This is a genomic window from Acinetobacter sp. WU_MDCI_Abxd143 (assembly GCF_025514195.1).
GTDB lineage: Bacteria > Pseudomonadota > Gammaproteobacteria > Pseudomonadales > Moraxellaceae > Acinetobacter > Acinetobacter pittii_H.
Genome location: NZ_JAHPTH010000006.1, coordinates 36,818 through 57,163, shown reverse-complemented (window position 1 = coordinate 57,163; position 20,346 = coordinate 36,818). Strand labels below are relative to the sequence as shown.

Annotated in this window: 19 protein-coding genes; 14 read left to right on the top strand and 5 right to left on the bottom strand. The window is 40.4% G+C overall.

What is annotated here, in order from left to right; translation table 11 throughout:
* Window positions 1–90: 90 nt before the first annotated feature.
* Window positions 91–693, bottom strand: coding sequence for a GTP cyclohydrolase II (ribA, locus tag KTI79_RS12490; RefSeq protein ID WP_002116908.1), 603 nt, complete (start codon window positions 691–693; stop codon window positions 91–93).
* A 303-nt stretch (window positions 694–996) separates the two neighbouring features.
* Here ribA and dxs point away from each other — a divergent pair, with 303 nt between their 5' ends.
* The 9 genes from dxs to KTI79_RS12445 all read left to right on the top strand — a co-directional run bounded on the left by dxs (window position 997) and on the right by KTI79_RS12445 (window position 9,739).
* Complete coding sequence (gene dxs / locus KTI79_RS12485; RefSeq protein ID WP_046811839.1) at window positions 997–2,901, top strand: 1-deoxy-D-xylulose-5-phosphate synthase; 1,905 nt, start codon at window positions 997–999, stop codon at window positions 2,899–2,901.
* A 121-nt stretch (window positions 2,902–3,022) separates the two neighbouring features.
* Window positions 3,023–3,853, top strand: coding sequence for an inositol monophosphatase family protein (locus tag KTI79_RS12480; RefSeq protein WP_005078362.1), 831 nt, complete (start codon window positions 3,023–3,025; stop codon window positions 3,851–3,853).
* Window positions 3,854–4,258: 405 nt separating this feature from the next.
* On the top strand, window positions 4,259–6,094 hold the full coding sequence (locus KTI79_RS12475) for a DEAD/DEAH box helicase (protein WP_086265765.1): 1,836 nt from the start codon (window positions 4,259–4,261) through the stop codon (window positions 6,092–6,094).
* Window positions 6,095–6,200: 106 nt separating this feature from the next.
* Window positions 6,201–6,410 (top strand): hypothetical protein, encoded by a 210-nt coding sequence (locus tag KTI79_RS12470; RefSeq protein WP_086265766.1) that lies wholly within the window; start codon window positions 6,201–6,203, stop codon window positions 6,408–6,410.
* A 90-nt stretch (window positions 6,411–6,500) separates the two neighbouring features.
* A complete protein-coding gene (locus KTI79_RS12465) occupies window positions 6,501–7,319 on the top strand; it encodes an ABC transporter ATP-binding protein (RefSeq protein ID WP_002116999.1) in 819 nt (272 codons plus the stop codon).
* Window positions 7,316–8,092, top strand: coding sequence for a lipid asymmetry maintenance ABC transporter permease subunit MlaE (gene mlaE / locus KTI79_RS12460; RefSeq protein ID WP_002117010.1), 777 nt, complete (start codon window positions 7,316–7,318; stop codon window positions 8,090–8,092). The genes KTI79_RS12465 and mlaE overlap by 4 nt, the downstream gene beginning before the upstream one ends.
* Window positions 8,092–8,772, top strand: a complete 681-nt coding sequence (locus KTI79_RS12455; RefSeq protein WP_005067241.1) for an outer membrane lipid asymmetry maintenance protein MlaD — start codon at window positions 8,092–8,094, stop codon at window positions 8,770–8,772. The genes mlaE and KTI79_RS12455 overlap by 1 nt, the downstream gene beginning before the upstream one ends.
* A 26-nt stretch (window positions 8,773–8,798) precedes the next feature.
* Entirely contained in the window at window positions 8,799–9,440 is a 642-nt protein-coding gene (locus tag KTI79_RS12450; protein ID WP_002116826.1) for a phospholipid-binding protein MlaC, read from the top strand.
* Window positions 9,441–9,451: 11 nt separating this feature from the next.
* Window positions 9,452–9,739 (top strand): lipid asymmetry maintenance protein MlaB, encoded by a 288-nt coding sequence (locus tag KTI79_RS12445; RefSeq protein WP_005078357.1) that lies wholly within the window; start codon window positions 9,452–9,454, stop codon window positions 9,737–9,739.
* Between the two features lie 72 nt (window positions 9,740–9,811).
* Here KTI79_RS12445 and KTI79_RS12440 read toward each other — a convergent pair whose 3' ends face one another.
* Window positions 9,812–10,825 carry a magnesium and cobalt transport protein CorA gene (locus KTI79_RS12440; RefSeq protein WP_068563869.1) on the bottom strand — a complete coding sequence of 338 codons (1,014 nt, stop codon included), beginning with the start codon at window positions 10,823–10,825 and terminating at the stop codon, window positions 9,812–9,814.
* Window positions 10,826–10,983: 158 nt separating this feature from the next.
* Here KTI79_RS12440 and KTI79_RS12435 point away from each other — a divergent pair, with 158 nt between their 5' ends.
* Entirely contained in the window at window positions 10,984–11,565 is a 582-nt protein-coding gene (locus KTI79_RS12435; protein WP_068563868.1) for a TIGR00730 family Rossman fold protein, read from the top strand.
* Between the two features lie 14 nt (window positions 11,566–11,579).
* Window positions 11,580–11,981: an NUDIX hydrolase gene (locus KTI79_RS12430; RefSeq protein WP_068563866.1), complete on the top strand. Its 402-nt coding sequence runs from the start codon at window positions 11,580–11,582 to the stop codon at window positions 11,979–11,981.
* A gap of 1 nt (window position 11,982) precedes the next feature.
* Here KTI79_RS12430 and KTI79_RS12425 read toward each other — a convergent pair whose 3' ends face one another.
* Together KTI79_RS12425 and recG are read right to left on the bottom strand one after the other, a co-directional pair.
* On the bottom strand, window positions 11,983–12,612 hold the full coding sequence (locus KTI79_RS12425; RefSeq protein WP_086265767.1) for a ComF family protein: 630 nt from the start codon (window positions 12,610–12,612) through the stop codon (window positions 11,983–11,985).
* Window positions 12,605–14,650 carry an ATP-dependent DNA helicase RecG gene (gene recG, locus KTI79_RS12420; protein WP_046811835.1) on the bottom strand — a complete coding sequence of 682 codons (2,046 nt, stop codon included), beginning with the start codon at window positions 14,648–14,650 and terminating at the stop codon, window positions 12,605–12,607. The genes KTI79_RS12425 and recG overlap by 8 nt, the downstream gene beginning before the upstream one ends.
* 20 nt (window positions 14,651–14,670) lie before the next feature.
* Between recG and KTI79_RS12415 the strand changes: the two genes are divergently transcribed.
* Window positions 14,671–15,486 (top strand): NAD-dependent epimerase/dehydratase family protein, encoded by an 816-nt coding sequence (locus KTI79_RS12415; RefSeq protein WP_086376071.1) that lies wholly within the window; start codon window positions 14,671–14,673, stop codon window positions 15,484–15,486.
* 79 nt (window positions 15,487–15,565) lie between these two features.
* Entirely contained in the window at window positions 15,566–16,549 is a 984-nt protein-coding gene (locus KTI79_RS12410) for a putative solute-binding protein (RefSeq protein WP_086265769.1), read from the top strand.
* 46 nt (window positions 16,550–16,595) lie between these two features.
* Here the strand turns inward: KTI79_RS12410 and plsB are convergent, their stop codons facing one another.
* Window positions 16,596–19,169: a glycerol-3-phosphate 1-O-acyltransferase PlsB gene (gene plsB, locus KTI79_RS12405; protein WP_086265770.1), complete on the bottom strand. Its 2,574-nt coding sequence runs from the start codon at window positions 19,167–19,169 to the stop codon at window positions 16,596–16,598.
* 276 nt (window positions 19,170–19,445) lie between these two features.
* On the opposite strand from plsB, the gene KTI79_RS12400 reads away from it, so the two are divergent.
* Window positions 19,446–20,318 (top strand): acyl-CoA thioesterase, encoded by an 873-nt coding sequence (locus KTI79_RS12400; RefSeq protein ID WP_002116924.1) that lies wholly within the window; start codon window positions 19,446–19,448, stop codon window positions 20,316–20,318.
* The last annotated feature ends 28 nt before the right edge of the window (window positions 20,319–20,346 follow it).

The following is a 20,346-nucleotide window of genomic DNA, read 5'->3' as shown; positions in this document are numbered from 1 at the left end:
ATCAAAACACAAAACCATAAAAAAAGTAAGGGATTTTTAAGAAATGTCTTAAAAATCCCTTCCAATTATTTTTAAGTTTATAATTTTGTTTTAGAAATCATCTTTTTGATAAAGGTGATCCATGCGTTCACGTTTAGTTTTTAAATATTGTTCATTAAAAGGATTACGTCCAACCGTTAAAGGAACACGACCAACCACATTAATACCTTGATCCTTGAGTGCCTGAATTTTCAAAGGATTGTTAGTAATTAACTTAACTTCTTTTACTTTTAAGTGATCGAGCATAATGCTACACATGTCATAACGGCGCGCATCAGCTGGCAAATTTAAAAGTAAATTTGCATCTACCGTGTCATGACCTTGATCTTGTAAGGCATACGCACGAATTTTATTCGTAAGCCCAATACCACGGCCTTCTTGGCGTAAATATAAAATAACGCCTTGACCTGCTTCGTTAATGAGCTTTTGAGTTGCCTGTAATTGAGGGCCGCAGTCACATTTTAATGACGCAAAAGCATCACCTGTTAAGCATTCTGAATGAACACGTACTAAAACAGGGCCTGTGGGTGGATTTTCTAACCCTTTAGACAGTGCCACATGTTCTTCACCTGATACTGGATCTTGAAACACAGAAATATTGAATTCACCAAAAGCAGTCGGGAGTTTTGATGTTGCAATGAACTCTATAGGCACAGATTAACTCATCTTTTAACCGAAAACGGTTTAAAGTATAGCGTAATGCTGGGAGATTGGTCGAATTGTCATAATCATTTTGAGCACTAAGGTTTTCTTTTTTGTATAAAGAAGACGATAATAGTTGATAAATAGTCAGATTATTCAGGATAATCTGCCAACCATACCCATACTGTATGAGAGACTGCTTTGCATGACCTCGTTCGCAAATGTGGCTGATTGAAGGTGACTTCATTCGATTGTATGATCGACCCATTTTGACCCAGCTTAGGATTTGCCAGGCTTATAAAGGCTTTGCCACATATGTTGTATACCGAAATTCCAACTCAACGCCCTGTTACGCCATTGTTAGATGCAATTGATCATCCTCAACAATTACGTCAGCTCGAGCATAGCCAATTGGTTCAAGTGGCTGATGAGTTGCGTCAATATATTTTATATGCAGCAGGCCAGAGTGGTGGCCATTTCGGTGCTAACCTCGGCGTGGTTGAGCTGACGGTTGCGCTGCATTATTGCTTTAATACTCCAAATGACCGATTAGTTTGGGATGTAGGTCATCAGGCGTACCCACATAAAGTCTTGACTGGTCGCCGTGAGCAAATGACAACAATCCGTGCTAAGAACGGTTTGGCAGCATTTCCAGCTAGAGAAGAATCAGTTTTTGATACTTTTGGCGTAGGGCATTCATCAACTGCAATTTCGGCAGGTTTAGGAATGTCTTTAGCACGTCGCTATCAAAATGACCCATGTGAAGTGGTTTGTATTGTGGGTGATGGTGCAATGACAGCAGGTATGGCATTTGAAGCCATGAACGATGCTGTGGCACACGATGCTGATTTAATTGTTGTACTTAATGACAATGACATGTCGATTTCTTGCAGTACAGGTGGTTTTGCTAAGCATTTAGCTGCAATTTGGGAAAAAGGTCATTTAGTTAATGTCGATGAACATGGCGAGGCTTATGTACAGCCGCATCCGAAATGGACGTACAACTCTCGTTTACATCAATCGGCAACAGATGCGGCCGATAATTTATTTAAAGCGATTGGTTTTGACTACTTCGGTCCTTTTGATGGACATGATGTAAATCAACTCGTTCAAGTATTTAATGCATTGAAAAAGCGTAAAGGTCCACGCTTAGTCCACGTCTATACTAAAAAAGGTAAAGGCTTTACTCCGGCAGAAGCTGACCCAATTACCTATCATGCAATTGGCAAAATTAATGCGACTTCAGTAGGTAAAACGCCACCAAAATATTCTGATGTATTTGGTCAATGGTTGTGTGACGAAGCTGCACAGGATGAACGTTTATTAGCGATTACTCCAGCTATGTGCGAAGGCTCGGGCATGGTTAAGTTTGCTAAAGAATTTCCAAAACGTTTCTTCGATGTTGCAATTGCTGAACAGCATGCGGTAACACTTGCAGCAGGAATGGCTTGTGAAGGTTTAAAACCTGTTGTTGCAATCTATTCAACATTCTTGCAACGTGGTTACGACCAACTTATTCATGATGTTGCATTACAAAATCTTGATGTAACTTTCGGTATTGACCGTGCTGGTTTGGTTGGTGAAGATGGACCAACTCATGCTGGTGCATATGACTATGCATATATGCGTACAGTTCCGAACATGGTCATCATGGCACCAAAAGATGAAAATGAATGCCGCCAGATGTTGCATACTGCCTATGCTTATAATGGGCCAGCAGCAGTACGTTACCCTCGTGGTGCTGGGGTAGGCGTTGAAATTCAGCAAGAGCTAACTGCTATTGAATTAGGTAAGGCAGAAATAGTTGCTGAAATTAAACCTGCTTGTGATGAGCAGATTACGATTTTAGCGTTTGGTAGTCGCGTTATGGTTGCCATAGAAGCTGCTGAGCAATTTTCACAAAAACATGATGTTGGTGTGCGTGTTGTAAATATGCGTTTTGTGAAACCACTTGATGAAAAAATTATTCGTGATTTGGCTGAACATACACAATTATTTGTAACTGTTGAAGAACACGCGATTATGGGTGGTGCAGGCAGTGCAGTAAATGAGTTCATGGCACAAGAACAAATTGTTAAACCTATCATTAATTTAGGTCTACCAGATTTGTTCTTGCAGCAAGCGTCACATGGTCAAATGCTACAAGATTGCGGGCTAGATGCTAAAGGTATTTTGAACTCAATTGAACGAGCTTGGCTTAAGCTAAATCAGGTGGTTTAAGCCTTTAATAAAATTTTTGAAACATTTTTTCCCCTAAAGCGCATTCATTTGCTAAAATGTATGCGCTTTTATGCATTATTCTTTGTCAAAATCTTCAAATTTGTATTGTAGTGGGTGTTCAATGGAACCTATGGTGGTTATGGCTGCGCGTGCGGCTCAAACAGTTGGTCAAGAGCTTTTAAAAGCGCATCAAAATCGTCATAAACTCGATTTGCAAGTTGAAGAGAAAGGCATTGATGGCCCGGTAACACGTGTAGATCGTTATTTGGAACAATTGACGATTGATACATTACGTAAAAGTTATAAAAACCATAGCTTCTTAGGTGAAGAGTTCGGTTTGCAAGAAGGTAAAGGCCACGATGCAGACTGGTGCTGGGTAATTGACCCACTTGATGGCACGCAAAACTTTATTAATGGTTTCCCTCATTTCTGTATCTCTATTGCAGTTCAGCATAAAGGCGTTACTCAACACGGCGTAATCTACGACCCAGTACGTGACGAATTATTCTCTGCAAGTCGCGGTCGCGGTGCGGTCATGAACCAACGCCGTATTCGTGTAAATGTAAAAGATACTTTAGAAAATACATTCTTGGCAGTAGGCCATCCTTACCGCGCTAAACGTGCTGGTGAGATCGTATCTTATGCAGAACAACACTTTGCTTCATTATTAGCGGTTACTCAAGCAGGCGCACAAATTCGTCGTGGTGGTTCAGCTGCCCTAGATTTAGCATATGTTGCTGCTGGCCGTTTTGATGGTTTCTTTGAGCTTGGTTTAAAACCATGGGATATCGCTGCTGGTGAGCTTATTATTAAAGAAGCAGGCGGTGTAGTGGTTGATGCACGCGGTGGTAACGAATCTCTTGAAAATGGTCAAGTGCTTGCAAGTTCACTAAAAATGCTAAAACCTTTAATGCAAACTGTAGTTCCAGCTTGGGCTCAAGCCGCAAAATAATTTAATTATTTATAAATAAAACCCTCTATTATCAGAGGGTTTTATTTTTTTAGCCATGGGTAAATGTTACTGAGTTCAATAAATATGAAGAAAGTTGATTAAAACACATGACTTTTAATTTCTTTCTGCTATAATCCGCCCACGCACTTAAATTTCCGTTCATTACCTGAACATTCTGTTCTATTCATTGTAAGCGCACGCTGTCCATAGAGAGGACCATTTCTTGCGCCCCGATCGCTCAGCGATTCTTCAGGTTCGGCCGTAATCAAGCGTGCGTTTAGTCCACATCGTCGTTACTCGGATTGCTGCTGAAAAAACGTTTCAGCTAACTTTGCTTTGCCGCTTTGTGCCGATGTCTATTTTGTATTTATTAAAAATGGAGCACCCACTAGGGTGAAACTCTCTATGAGCAAAACTTTTGCCGAATTTTCTTTGCATGAAACCTTACAACAAGCGCTTGAAGGTTTAGGTTTTACTACCCCGACTCCTGTGCAAGAACAATCTATTCCTGCAGCTTTAGAAGGAAAAGACCTTCTAGTATCTAGCCAGACTGGTTCTGGTAAAACTGCGGCATTTTTATTACCGACATTACATAATTTAGCTGGTCAAGAAACTTTTGTTCCGTTCAAAGAACGTATGAAAGCTGTGACTCAACCTAATATTTTAGTTTTATGCCCAACACGTGAATTGGCTCAACAAGTTAGCCAAGATGCGATTGCTTTCGTACGTCACATGAAAGGTGTTCGTATTGCTGCAATCATGGGTGGTATGCCTTTTGGTAAGCAAATCCAACAACTTAAAGGCGCGCAAGTTATTGTTGCGACTCCAGGTCGTTTATTAGATTTAGTAAACCGTCGTCAATTAAAGTTAGATAAAGTTGAAGCTTTAATCGTTGACGAAGCTGACCGTATGTTAGACCTCGGCTTCTCTGAAGATTTAGAAGCAATCAGCGATTTAGCTGGTAACCGTCGTCAAACATTAATGTTCTCTGCAACTTTCGCTGACCGTATTATTCGTCTTGCTGAGCGCATGATGAATGAACCTGAGCGTATTGCTATTGAAACAGGTCACAGTACAAACACTGACATCACCCAAACTTTACACTGGACAGATGGTTTCGAACACAAGAAGAAACTTCTGACTCACTGGTTGGCTGATGAAACTCTTGATCAAGCGGTTGTATTCGCGAGCACTCAAGAAGATACAGATATGTTGGCTGAAGAACTTGCAGAAGCAGGTCATTCTGTAGTTGCACTTCACGGTGCAATGCCACAAACAGTTCGTAACCGTCGTTTACGTAGTATTCGTGAAGGCCGTGCAAAAATCTTGGTAGCGACAGATGTTGCTGCACGTGGTCTTGATGTACCGACAATTTCTCACGTAATTAACTTCGGTTTACCAATGAAACATGAAGACTATGTACACCGTATTGGTCGTACAGGTCGTGCTGGTCGTACAGGTCAAGCAATTACTTTAGCGACTTATCGTGAACGCGGTAAAATCCGTGCGCTTGAAGACTATTTAGATGCACGTTTAAGTGTTTCTGAAATTGAAGGCTTAGAGCCATCTCCACCTCCTGCTCGTTCAGGTCGTGATGGCGGTGGTCGTGGTCGTGGCGGCAACGGTGGTCGTGATGGTCGTCGTGGTGGCGGTTTTGGCGGTGGTCGTCGTTTTGAAGGCGAAAGCAACTTCAAACGCCGTGAAGGTGGTCGTGATGACCGTCCACGTCGTAGCTTTGATGACAAACCACGTGGTGAACGTCCATCATTTGGTGGCGAAGATCGTCCACGTCGCGAGTTCAATTCAGATCGCCCACGTCGTGAGTTCAACTCAGATCGTCCGCGTCGCGAAGGTGGTTTCAACGATAAACCGCGTTTTGACTCAAATGATGACAACCGTGGTAACCGTGTAGATTACAAACCACGTCGTGAAAATGGTTTTGGTGACCGTCCAAAACGTACTTTCGGTGGTGAAGATCGTCCGCGTCGTAGCTTTGATGACAAACCACGTGGTGAACGTCCATCATTTGGTGGCGAAGATCGTCCACGTCGTGAGTTCAACTCAGATCGTCCACGCCGCGAAGGTGGTTTCAACGATAAACCGCGTCGTAGCTTTGATGATAAACCACGTGGTGAGCGTCCAGCGTTTGGTGGCGAAGATCGTCCAAAGCGTAGCTTCGGTGGTGAAGATCGTCCGCGTCGTAGCTTTGATGACAAACCGCGTCGTAAATTCGACCGTTAATCAATAGGTTGTTTAAAGAAAGGCCAGTAGAAATACTGGCCTTTCTTATTTTTCAGTTTTGTTATAAAATAACAAAGTGTGAATTGGTTCAATTTTTTATTAAATAATGAGTAAAAGTAAGCGAAAACAAACAATAATGGCACAGTTGAAGAACTTATTAGTTCAGCACGGCTTGCCTTATCTTTTTATTGCACTTGTTTTGTGTAATGGGGTTTATTTTGCCTATGCTTTTATAACTGGAAGTTCTATTGAGCAGTTTCAAATTTCTGAATTAACCTCTTTTTACGAACATACCTCTTCTATTTCTACCAATTAAGTCAGTTTTGCTTTTGTCAAAATAACAACAAGTTTGCCAATTTTCAGTGTTATAGTATGCGTGCATAAAAGTGCAGGAACGATTGCCATTATGAATAATAAAACTCCTCTCTCGACTCAACCACTTATTGAAGTGAAAAATTTGAGTTTTAATCGAGGGGAACGCGTCATTTATGACAATATTAGTTTAAATATACGTCGTGGCCAGATTACGGCTATTATGGGACCTTCTGGTACAGGTAAAACAACATTATTACGTCTGATCGGTGGACAGTTAGTTCCTGATCAGGGCGAAGTTTTGCTCGACGGTAAAGATATTGCAAAAATGTCTCGTCAGGAACTTTTTTCAGCCCGTGCACGTATGGGAATGTTATTTCAGAGCGGTGCTTTATTTACGGATATGTCTGTCTATGAAAATGTAGCATTTCCAATTCGAGCACATACCAAGCTTCCTGAAAATCTAATTGCTGAACTGGTTGCATTAAAACTTGAATCCGTAGGCTTGCGTGGTTCTGAGCAATTAATGCCTACAGAACTCTCAGGCGGTATGAACCGTCGTGTCGCTTTGGCACGTGCGATCGCGCTTGACCCCGATTTAATCATGTACGATGAACCGTTTGCAGGGCAAGACCCTATTGTAAAAGGTGTTTTGACACGTTTAATCCGTTCATTGCGAGAAGCTTTAGATTTAACCACAATTATTGTTTCGCATGACGTTCCCGAAACCCTTTCTATTGCTGACTACATTTATGTTGTAGCAGAAGGAAAAATTCAGGGGGAAGGAACACCAGAAGAATTACAGGCATATGCTTCTCCATTTGTGCGCCAATTCTTAACAGGTTCGGCAGAAGGACCAGTTGAATACCAATTTAGTCATCAAGCCTATTTAGATAACGAGGTTCGTCCATGAATACGATTGCCTGGTTAGGTAGACTCGTTATTGAGCGGATTCGAGGGATTGGTGTTGCGGCACTAATGCTCTTACAAATTGTTTTTTCTTTTCCTTCATCTGGTGGTTTTGGACGATTTATTTACCAAATGCATCGGGTAGGGGTGATGTCTTTGTTAATTATCACTGTGTCGGGCCTATTCATTGGTTTGGTACTGGGTTTACAAGGATACTCAATTTTAGTGAACGTCGGCAGTGAATCAATGCTAGGCACAATGGTGTCTTTAACATTGCTGCGTGAATTGGCACCTGTGGTTGCTGCCTTATTATTTGCTGGCCGAGCAGGTTCTGCATTAACAGCAGAAATTGGTTCAATGAAGCAAAGTGAGCAACTTGCCAGCATGGAAATGATCGGGGTTGACCCATTAAAACAAATCGTATCACCGCGTCTTTGGGCGGGAGTGGTCAGTTTACCGATGCTAACTGTCATTTTTGCTGCGATTGGTATTGTGGGCGGTAAAATGGTAGGTGTCGATTTTCTTGGCGTCGATGAAGGCTCATTCTGGAGCGGAATGCAAAACAATGTGCAATTTGGGCATGATGTCGTAAATGGCATTATCAAAAGTATTGTGTTTGCTTTGTTATGTACATGGATTGCGGTATATCAAGGATATGCGTGTGATCCAACTCCAGAAGGAATCGCAACTGCAATGACAAGAACAGTTGTATATTCTTCATTATGTGTTTTAGGTTTTGATTTCGTGTTGACTGCGGTCATGTTCGGAGGGATTTAATGAAATCACGTAGTAGTGAGCTGGCCGTAGGTATCTTTGTTATTATCTTCGGTATTGCCTTGTTCTTTTTAGCCATGAAAGTTAGTGGCCTTGTAGGTACTAATTTAAATGATAGTTATACCATGAAGGCTCAGTTTGATAACGTCAATGGTTTAAAGCCTCGTGCTAAAGTAACGATGAGCGGTGTCACAATTGGTCGTGTTGATTCAATTACCCTTGATCCAGTTACGCGTTTGGCTACGGTAACCTTTGGTTTAGATGGAAAATTGACAAGTTTTAATGCTGAGCAGCTAAAAGAAGTTCAAAAAAATGCTTTAGATGAACTACGTTATAGTTCTGATTATACGCAGGCTTCTCCAGAGCAACAAAAAGCAATGGAACAGCAACTGATCAGTAACATGTCCTCCATCACCAGTATTGATGAAGATGCTTATATAATGGTTGCAACCAATGGTTTATTGGGTGAGAAATATTTGAAAGTCGTTCCAGGTGGTGGTTTAAACTATCTTAAACGTGGCGATACAATTTCAAATACCCAAGGAACCATGGATTTAGAAGATTTAATTAGTAAATTTATTACTGGTGGTGGCGCAGGTAAAGTTGCCGCTGGTTCATCCTCAGCAGAAGAAAAAGCTCCTGCAAGTACCGACAGCAGTGCACAGCCGTCATTTGTTGAGTAAGAGTTTATTTGAAGGAGTGGTTCCAGGTGAATACGTTGTTTAAACAAACCCTGACAGCAAGTCTTTTGTCTACTATGATTGCAGGTACAGCTTTTGCTGCACCTTCAGAAGCACCACCTGATTTTATTAAGCGTGTTGCTGATGGCTTGATCGCTCGTTTAAAAGCAGATCATGCTAAGTTGCAGAACAATCCTGCTTTAGTAAAATCAATTGTACGTCAGAACTTAGACCCGTATGTTGATTCACAAGCGTTCACTCGTATTGTGATGGGTACTTATGCGACGAATCAGTATAGTACAGCTGCACAGCGTGCTCAGTTTGAAACAAACTTCCGTAATACATTAATTGAAAATTACGGTAGCGCATTTGCTAAATATACAAATCAAAGCTATACCATGCGTCCTTATAAGGCAACTGCGGGTAAAAACCCTGTAGTGACATTGGACTTTAATCACAATGGTGAAAAAATTCCTGTTTCTTTCCAGTTAGCTGACAAAGGCACTCAATGGAAAATCCGTAATATCAATGTCTCTGGTATTGATCTAGGATTACAGTTCCGTAATCAGTTTGCTGCAACAGTGAAACGCAATGGCGGTGATTTAAATAAAGCAATTGCTACGTTCCAACCTGATGCAGACGCGGCTGTTAATCAAAACAAAAAGAAATAAGTAGGTGACGTGTGGTTCAGTATCTCAACCAACAATTGGTTGTTTCGGGAAAAATTGATTTTGAAAATGCGGAACAACAGTATCAAGCAGGTTTGGCTATCATAAAGAAGCAGCAAAGCTTCCCACTTGTGGTGGATTTAACTGAGCTTGAGCATGGTAGTACCTTGGCCTTGGCTGTTTTAGTTCAATGGTTACGAGAGACTCCCAAAAATACTGGTTTGCATTTTAAAAATGTCCCTGAAAAAATGCTGAAGATCATTCAAGCCTGTCATTTGCAGGACGACCTGCAAATGATCTGATGTTTTAGATGTAAAAAAGCACCTATATTTAGGTGCTTTTTTATGCTCGAAATTAGCATTTTATTACAAAGCTTAGATCCATTTTTTCCAGCGGAAATAAATGATCGGCCCAATAAAGAAACCCATAATAATGAGTAAAACAACGAAGAAACTGGTCGTACCATGTGCAAAAGGTAATACATCAGTGTTCATGCCGTAAATACTGGCGATAAGCATCGGAGGAGCTAACATGCTTGGTAAGATCGAGAATCGACGAATCGTGTCATTCTGTTCGGTGTTAATGAATCCGGACGTCGTATCAAGTAAGAATCGTACTTTTTGGAATAAGAACGCATCATGTTCTACCAGTGAACGCACATCTTCGCTGAGCTCTCGAATGTCAGCATCATAGATATGACTGCCTAATGCTCGCGGACGCGATAAAAAAGTAAGTACTCGTCGTAAATCAATGAGACAAAGCTGTGCTTTTCCTAGCATATCTTCTTGTTGAGCTAGGCGCGTAATCATGTCATCGAGATCTAGAATTTTTTCACGTTGGTGGTTATTAAGAACCTCTGTGGAGTATTTTTCTAAATCTTTGTGGATATCTTCTAAGATATCCGCAAGCTCATCGAGTTTTGCTTCAAGAAGGCCTAATAAAATCCACGTTGGATCTTTATAGTCCATGTCATAGTCATTTCGACGAGCGCGTGCCCGAAAGGCGCGAAAGGCAACTAATTTTTCTCCGCGCATCGTAAAGAGGCGGTCTTTATGCAAAATGAAAGCGACCGTTTGCACCATTGCTAAAATATGTGATGAGTCTTCTGCGTCACCGTCCACCTGATAATTTTTATTTTTCGTTAAAAAATAAGTACTGATGTGCAAAATACCGTCATCATCACGGTAAAATCGTGCAGAAGATGAAATGTCTTCAAGCGACTTTAGTGTTGGTAAATTTTGGTCATAGGCATCTAATACCCATTGTTGCTCTTCTTGCGAAGGTGCAATAAGATCAACCCAGACTAATTCGGGATGTAGATCAAATCCACCATTGATGGTGGCATCTTCCAGACTTCCGCGTTCTGTGGCATAAAAGGCTTCAAGCATGTGTCTTTTTTCCTCACGCAGTCTGATGGAAATGGATGGGTGTATTTTAGACAAGGATTTGCCGAAAAACACTTGCCAATACGCTATTTTGCAAAAAAAAACTCTATCGATAGTTTAGTTTGTCAGCATGACAGTTCAATAAAACGGTTTTTTACACTATGAAATCAATTTGTATTTTCTGTGGTTCATCTCTTGGTTCAGACCCAATTTTCCAAAAAATTGCCCAAGCTACAGGCGAGGCTATTGCAAAACAAGGTAAAACCTTAGTTTATGGTGGTGGTCGCTCAGGCCTAATGGGTGTAGTTGCCGATAGCGCCTTACAAGCAGGTGGACAAGTCATTGGCGTGATCCCTCGTGCTTTAGTTGATCGTGAGTTAGCTCATCCGGGTTTAACCAGATTATATGTGGTTGAAAATATGCATGAGCGTAAAACCAAGATGGCGGATCTTTCAGATGGCTTTATTGCTTTGCCTGGGGGTGCTGGTACATTGGAAGAAATCTTTGAACAATGGACCTGGGCACAATTAGGTATTCATCAAAAGCCATGTGCTTTCTTAAATGTAGCGGGCTTTTATGAAGATTTACTTAAAATGATTCAAGGCACGGTGGATAATGGATTCAGCCAAGCACGGTTCGTTGATAAATTGATCGCCTCAGACAAAATTGAAGATATTCTTCAACAGTTTGAGCAATATCAGGCTCCTGCTCCAAAATGGACAAATGCAGATGTTCAACCATAAACGAGGTTAAATAGGTGAAAACAATTACGGTCGCTGCCGCAGTGATCTTAAATGAGCAAAATCAGTTGTTGCTTGTAAGAAAACATAATACACATGCTTTTATGCAAGTGGGTGGCAAGCTTGAACCTAATGAGGCACCAGAGATCACCATGCAGCGAGAAATTTTGGAAGAAGTCGGTAGCTCTTGTGTGATTGAGCAATTTATTGGTCATTTCGAAACAGCAGCTGCCAATGAGCCAGATCATATTTTGATGAGTCATTTATATCTTGTTCAGCTTGATCAGGCCCCTAAAATTGCAGCCGAAATTGCAGAAATGAAGTGGATAGATTTAAATGATTCTGAAACTCAACTTGCACCATTGACCCGAGAAATTGTCATTCCTTGGTGTGAAGAGTATTTATCTACACTGCAATAGCTTAACTCTTCGGCGTTGCTGCTAGGCACGCCGTATGAATGGATGTGCAGCCTAATTGTTTAAGTGCTTGACTGAGCGCATTTACAGAGCTTCCCGTGGTTATCACGTCATCAATAATAAGAACACGGCGATAACGTCGTTTCTCTTGATGATGGGGTAAAAATTGTTGTTCGATATTTTCAAAGCGTTCTAGTCGAGAAAGTCCTTTTTGAGCGTGTTCATTTAAGCGTTGAATTGGTTGCCAAACAGGTATTTTTAAGTGTTTGCTTAAGATATTGGCAAGTAGCAAAGATTGATTGAAACCACGCTCAATTAAACGTTGATTGGAAATAGGCATGGGTACGATCGCTTGTACCTTGGGAAATTTTAATTGTTTTAAAATTTCACCTAATAAGATCTGATAATGTAACTTTTGTTCATATTTAAACTGCTGAATGATCCGGTTAATTGGATAAGCATAATTACAGGCCACAAGAACAGATTGATTATTACGTTGAATCGTTTGTTTAAGCCAAGGTAGCTGTTCCCAACAGTCTTTACAGAGCGATGATTTTTCTCGCATGCCTAACTCGCACAATGAGCAAGGTGAAAATAACTGAATAAGAGGTTGGAAGTTTAAAAAATTAAACATACGCGTAGCGAGGCGCCTCAGGAAGCCAACGTTTTAACAGAGCATCTGCCTGTTCTGGATAATCTTTTAAAACTTGCTGTGCTACATAGTGAGCCTGACTCAGTAGGTGATCATCTCGCTCTAATCGAGCCACTCTAAATCCCATATCCCCAGTTTGTTTAGTTCCTAGTAATTCACCCGGCCCACGTAATTCCAGATCTTTTTCCGCAATTACAAAACCATCATTACTTTCTCTTAAAATAGAAAGTCTCTCTTGTCCATTTTGCGAGAGAGGCGTTTTATATAAAAGTACGCAAAAACTAGCTTGAGCACCTCGACCTACGCGGCCACGTAATTGGTGTAGCTGAGAAAGCCCTAAACGCTCGGCATTTTCAATGACCATAATGGAAGAGTTAGGAACGTCTACTCCAACTTCAATCACTGTTGTTGCGATAAGAAGCTGTAATTCATTATTTTTAAATGCTTGCATGACGGCTTGCTTTTCATCGGCTTTCATTTTGCCATGTACCAAACCAATATTGAGTTCGGGGAAACGCTCTTTCATCTCTTGGTAAGTTGCTTCTGCTGCTTGAGCATCTAAAGTTTCAGACTGTTCAACTAATGTACATACCCAATAGGCCTGTTTCCCATCTCTACAATTCGAAGCAATACGTTGGAGTACTTCCTCACGACGATCAAGCGGAATTGTAACAGTTTGAATTGGAGTGCGGCCCGGAGGTAACTCATCAATTATGGATGTGTCTAAATCGCCATAAGCACTCATTGCTAGAGTTCTTGGAATAGGCGTGGCTGTCATTACGAGTTGATGTGGGGTGAACTGCTCAGCACCTTTATTACGTAAAGCTAAGCGTTGATCTACACCAAAGCGATGTTGTTCATCAATAATCACTAGCCCTAATTTAGCGAAGCCAACATTATCTTGAAATAAGGCATGTGTACCGACAATAAGTTCCGCGTGGCCTTCTTTAATCTGTTGTTCTGCTTGGGCACGGGCTTTACCTTTTTGTTTGCCAGATAACCATGCCACGGTTACACCTAATGGTTCAAACCAACGTTTAAAGTTTAAATAATGCTGTTCTGCAAGAATTTCAGTCGGAGCCATTAATGCAACCTGCCAATCTGCTTCTAAAGCATGACAAGCGGCTACAGCTGCAACAAGGGTCTTTCCAGCACCTACGTCGCCTTGTACTAGGCGTAGCATAGGTTGGTGTTGTTTTAAGTCATTTAAAATTTCTTTAGATACACGTTTTTGTGCATTGGTCATTTGAAATGGTAAAGCTTCTAATAGTTTTTTAGCTAATACTTTACTGCTTGAAAATGCAGGTGATGCAATTTGGCGAATATAAGCACGGCGATTAAGTAAACTGATTTGGTGTGCAACCAACTCTTCAAAAATAAGTCGTTGCTGTGCAGGGTGCGAGCCTTGAGCCAATTGCAGCATGTTGGCATCCACAGGAGGCTCATGAATGTAATACAAAGCCTCTTTAAGCGCATAGCCATTGGTATATTGTTTCGGGAGTAGCTCTGGTAAGGCGTCACTATGATGCTTTAAAGCTTGTTTAACGTATTCGCGTAATTTAGGTTGAGTTAACCCATCCGTACTTGGATAAATTGCTGTAAGCTGAGTTTTTGGTAGAGGTGTATGTTCATGAATGAGCTGAATTTCAGGATGATACATCTCAAGGCCGCGAGCACCTACACGGACTTCACCAAAAATGCGTAAGCGATGACCGGGTTTTATTTTATCAGTCAGGTTTTTATAAATATGATAGAAGCGTAAGGTGACTTTACCGAATTCATCTTGCACCAAGGCTGCCATAGATTTTCTTTTTCCCGGGGGGAAATCAATTGATTTGACTTCTCCTTCGAGTAAATAGCTCCGCCCAACCACAAGTTGATTCATTGGAATAATCGTACTGCGGTCTTCATAATCACGTGGCAGATGAAACAGTAAATCATCTGTGGTAAAAATATTTAGTTTTTCGAGCAGGGCTGCTGAAGCCGATCCAACGCCTTGTAACTGATGGACTGAAGTCATGTCCCCTCAACGAGTTTTCTATGCATATATTATTTATCGGTTATGGTAAAACATCTCAGCGTGTTGCTAAACAACTATTTGAGAAAGAACATCAAATTACCACAATCAGCCGTAGTGTAAAAACGGATAGTTACGCAACACATCTTGTTCAGGATATTTTTACGCTCGATTTAAGTAAAATTGAACCTGTAGATGTTGTATATATTTTACTTTCTCCAAATGAGAGTACGGTTGAGGGCTATCAGCAAACTTATGTTGATAGTGTTGAACCGATTCGAGAAGCATTAAAAATACATCCAGTAAAAAAAATAATCGTTGTCTCTTCTACGCGGGTATATGGTGAAAATGCAGGGGAGATTATTGATGATTTTAGTGAAATTCATCCAAATGATGCACAAGGCCATATATTGCGTAATATGGAGCTACTCTGGCAAAAGTACTATCCAACTCAATCTGTAATTGTTCGCCCTACAGGTATTTATGGAACTTCCATTGCCCGTTTAAAGAAAATGGCTGAAAATAGTCAAAGTTATCCAAATATACATTATAGCAATCGAATACATATTGATGATTTAGCAAGATTTTTGGCTTTTATGCCTGATTATGAAAGTCATCAAGCAAGCTATATCGTGACTAATAATCAACCATTACCTTTGCATGAAGTTATCGCATGGTTTCAAAAACAATTGGGATTGCCAGAATTAACTTTAGAATCAAACCAAATTTCAGGTAAAAGAATTTATGCAAAACATTTATGTACAATAGGTTTTCAGTTAGAACACCCAATTTGCTTTAATGACTATTTATTATGTTTAAATGTTCATAGCGCTAAATAAAATTTTGATTAAACTTTAAATAAGAACATAAATACCTGATGAGGCAGTCAAATTGCCGATAAAGATAAAAAGTTTGAAAATGAAAAAAATTTGTTTAGCTCTTATTTTGAGCGGAACAGCTGCTGCGAGTTGGGCCGAGGATCAGGTGTGGTGTGCATATGATCCTATCGGGTCCCAAGGGGATATTACTCGCCGTTTAAATGACATTCGGCTATATGCCCAGCAATATCAAGTCAAATTTAAAGTGGTTACCTATCAAAAAGAACAGCAGGCCATACAAGCTTTTGATGATGGGAAATGTTCAGGTTTGGCTGCATCCAATTTCAATACTTATCGTTATAACCAGTTTATGGGAAGTACCGCGGGTATAGGGCTTATTCCTAATAATCGTACGGCCAAAAGCTTTTTGCAGCTTTTAAATCACCCTACAATTGAGAAAAGGCTGGTTTCTAAGAATTATGAAGCTGTAGGAATGATTCCAATTGGAACTGCTTACATGGTTCTAAAAAATAAGAAGCTCTCTAGAGTCGCTCAATTAAGAAATCAACGTATTGGGGTGCTACCTAATAATCCACCACAACAAGCATTGGTACGAAGTGTAGGTGCTCAGCCAGTTTATGTTGATTTATCAAACGCGATTGCGCAGTTTAAGCAAAATAAAATCGATATTGTTCCTGCACCAGTGTATGGGTTGTTGCCATATAACTTACAAAAAGAATTTGGATCAGATACTCAAGTCATCAATTTTCCTTTGGCATATTTCGGTGTCAATTTAATTATTAAACCGCAAGCTTATCCTGCTAATTTTGGCCGAAAAATCCGAGGATGGTTTGTCCATAATAGCCAATTGCTGACGAATCGTGCGACACAATGGGAGAATCATTTACCTGCTTATTATTGGGTGGATGTCTCTTTTTATGAAAAGCAAAGTTATGATGTAATGGTTGCCAAAATACGTAATCAGTATGTTCTTTCAGGCTACTATGATGCTTATTTTGTTCAGCTTATGAAGCGATTACGTTGTATGGACGATCCACGTTATTTTGAATGTCCAATTCGCTAATAAAATAAAAGGCAACCGAAGTTGCCTTTTATTTTGACTAAAGACTTTAAGCTTTTTTACGTTTTAAACGGCGTTTAGCTTGTTGAGATGCCATTGCTTCAAGAGCATCTTTCAATTCTTCGTCAGTAAAGGTGGTGATGTGCTGCAACATTTGCAAGGTTACTTCATCAAGCACCAACTGTGCGCCAGCAGCCATTTGACGGAAATTATCATCAAACTCAATTTGGCCTTGGTCATTGGTACGAATGTAATTTTGTTGTGTAAGTACTTTTAAGAAGCTTTGGAATAAAGCTTTATCGAAGAACTCTGGCGAATTAAATTCATATAGAACTGATAAACGTTGTCCGAGTAAATGACTTAATTCTTCAACTTGTTTAGCAGAAATATTACCAGAACCACGTTGAGTAATGAGCGCAAGCGTCATGTAGTAACGCTCAAGACTTTGCTTAACTGGTGTTGCTAAAACGACAAGCTGATTATGCTCTTCTGTATTTGGCGCAGAGCTAATCAAGTTACCTTCATCGTCTTGTTGAATAAGGTTAGATTGAACTAGAGCATCTGCATATTGCTCAACTTGTGCTTTAAGCTCGCTGCTCTTCCATTTAAGGAATAACTCAGCTTTCAAGAATGGATAGAGCGTATAGATGACATTAGTTAAATCTGAACGACTGATTTTCCCATTGTGTTCAACAAGTGATGCTACTAGAGAAGGTAAAACAAAGGCGTGCAAGATATTATTACGGAAGTAAGTCAGAAGAACAGCTTGGTTATCTTCAATCGCAATAATATCGCCCAGTGCATGCTGAACGCGTTTAATGAGTTTAAGCTTTAAACCATACGCAATAATTTCTTTACCAGAAAGTGGTGTTACTTCCATACGTTGGTCATATGGGAAGTTTGATGCCAAGTTGCGGTAAGCTTCAAGTTGCTTAATACAAATTTCTTCATCAAGCGTATGCTTTGGAGTTGCAAGCAAAATAATAGAAAGTAAAGAGACGGGGTTAATCACCACAGCTCGGTTAATGTTTTCTAAAATTGCATGTGCAGAGCTATTTACTGCATCTGAAACAGCTTGAGGAATTGGGTCGTCATTTTTCTCGATATAAACGTTTTCTGCATTATGTTGCTTAAGCAGATCATCAAGGAAAACAGGTTCACCAAAGTTCACGTGGACTTTACCAAAAATACGTTCAATTTTTCGTAAGGTTTTCACAATACCAAAAATAGATTCGGCTTCTTTTGGCTTGCCTTGCATTTCGCCTACGTAAGTTGAGCCTTCCATGAGTCGTTCATAACCAATATAAGTTGGTAAGAAAACGATCGGTTTAGCACGGCCACGTAAATGGCTGTGAACTGTCATGGCAAGCATACCGGTTTTAGGCGGTAATAAGCGTCCAGTACGTGAGCGTCCACCTTCAATAAAGTATTCAAGTGGCGTGTTGCGTGACAAAATACTATATAGATATTCTTTAAATACAGTAGTGTAGAGTCCATTTCCACGGAAAGAGCGGCGAATGAAGAATGCACCGCCACCACGTAGAAGCTGTCCAACAAAAGGTAAGTTTAAGTTGTCACCCGCAGCAATATACGGAACCATTAAGCCACGCTTATAGATCACATATGACAATAGTAAATAGTCAATATGACTGCGATGACAAGGCGTATAGACAACTTCATAGTCTTTAGCCAGTTCACGAACGGTACTAAAGTTATGCACTTCTACGCCGTCATAAAGCTGGGTCCATAGGCGTGTTAAGGCAAGATCGGCAAAGCGCACTGCTGAGTGTGAATAATCCGATACGATTTCATTCACATAGCCAATCGCACGGCGTTCAGCTTCAAGCATGCTCACTTTTCCGCGAATACTTTCACGGCGGATTGCTTCTTGCACATCACGAGATTTAACAACCGATTGCATGACATTGCGGCGATCCGACAAGTCGGGGCCTAACACGACTTCACGCTGACGGTCTAAATAATCATTTAATGTACTTACAATATAAGTTGCTGGTGAAAGATTTGGATAATGCTGCTGTGCATATTCAACCAATTCACGTAGCGATTGTGGTTCATGAAACTCTAAATAAGACTGACGACCATGCAAACCAATATTAACCAGCTGCTTAACTGTGCTTGGTGTTGCCCATGTGTCTGAAAATAATAATTTAAACCAAGAATCTTCTTTATCTGGCGAACGGCCCCATAAAACTGTAACTGGAACAAGCTCTATATCGAGTTCAGGATTTTCTTGTAAAACTTCAATCAGTTTTAATAAGCGTGGTGGAAAAGCATGAGGAGGCGGATTCAGTAAATTATTTTCATCATTGTGCTGTAAAAATAAAACTGATGCTTTTTCCTGATGAGTGCCAACAACTAATGGATCTAACGCAGGCTTTAAATTTAAACGACGCGTTTCTCCATCAACCACCAGAGCATTGCTTCGAGAGTGGTTTTGTAAGACGTAACAAACCACTTTTTGGCGGTCAGTTTTTGGTTCTGTTTCTGTTGTTTCTGATACTGGTTCAGTAGGAACTTCCCCAAGAACATGTGGTGTTACCACGAGGTCAAGTAGTTTACTCGAAAGCCGACGATACATTTGACCAAACCCACTCTTGGACATAAGAACTCCTACTTCTTAAAGACAAATCCCAGCACCAAATGCAGAGGGTAATTATTTTGCGGCATTTATTAAAAAAAACAATATGCTACTTTCTTATAAATTATAATGCTTTTGGCATATTTTATCGTTAAAAATCGTATTTTTAGCTGTTATATGAGCAATCTTCATCAGAAGTTGACTGATTGTTCCATGTTCAAATAGTTTTTTATGGCACAATAGATTCTACACATCTGTACTTTAATACGATTTTTTACCTGAAATATGAAGGTATCTCTCATGAATGCGTTAACCCAAGAACTAGTAGATCTTCTTACTTTAGAAAAGTTGGAAGAAAATATTTACCGTGGCATAAGTCGTAATCTTGTCGGTAAACGTGTCTTTGGTGGGCAGGTTTTGGGTCAGGCTTTACGTGCGGCATCTTATACAACCGATCGTCCAGCGCATTCTTTGCATGCATATTTTTTATATGGCGGCGATATTAATGCCCCAATTATTTATGAAGTAGACCGTTTACGTGATGGGAAGAGTTTCGTAAGTCGTCAGGTTCGTGCAATTCAGCATGGACGAGTTATCTTTTCGGCGATGGTTTCTTTTGCTAACCCCGAAGAAGGCTTGAACTATCAACATCAAGAACCAGAATATCCAGCACCAGAGACTCTTAAATCTGAAAATGAGCTCAAAGAAGGTATTTTAAACTTCGTACCTGAAAATGTTCGTGCTAGTTTCATGCGTGAGCGCCATGTAGAAATCCGCCCAATTGATCCAGTAAATCCGTTTCAGCCTCAACCTGAAGCGCCGTATAATGCGCACTATATCCGCACACATGACCGTATTCCAAAACAATTAGATGATATTGCTCTACATCAAGCGATTGTTGCGTTTTATTCAGACTTTACCTTAATGACAACCGCTTTAAGACCGCATGGTTTAAGCTATATTTCTCCAAGTTTGCAGTGTGCAAGTATTGATCATGCAATTTATTTCCATCGCCCGCTGCGTGCTGACGAATGGATGCTTTACGATATGGAAGCAACAGTCAGCGCAGCTTCTCGCGGTTTAAACTTTGGACGTATGTGGCAAAATGGTCAGTTGGTATGCAGTACCGTACAAGAGGGTTTAATTCGTTTGCGGGAAATTGAAACGCAATAAACTTATTTATAAAGCCATCTCATCAGAT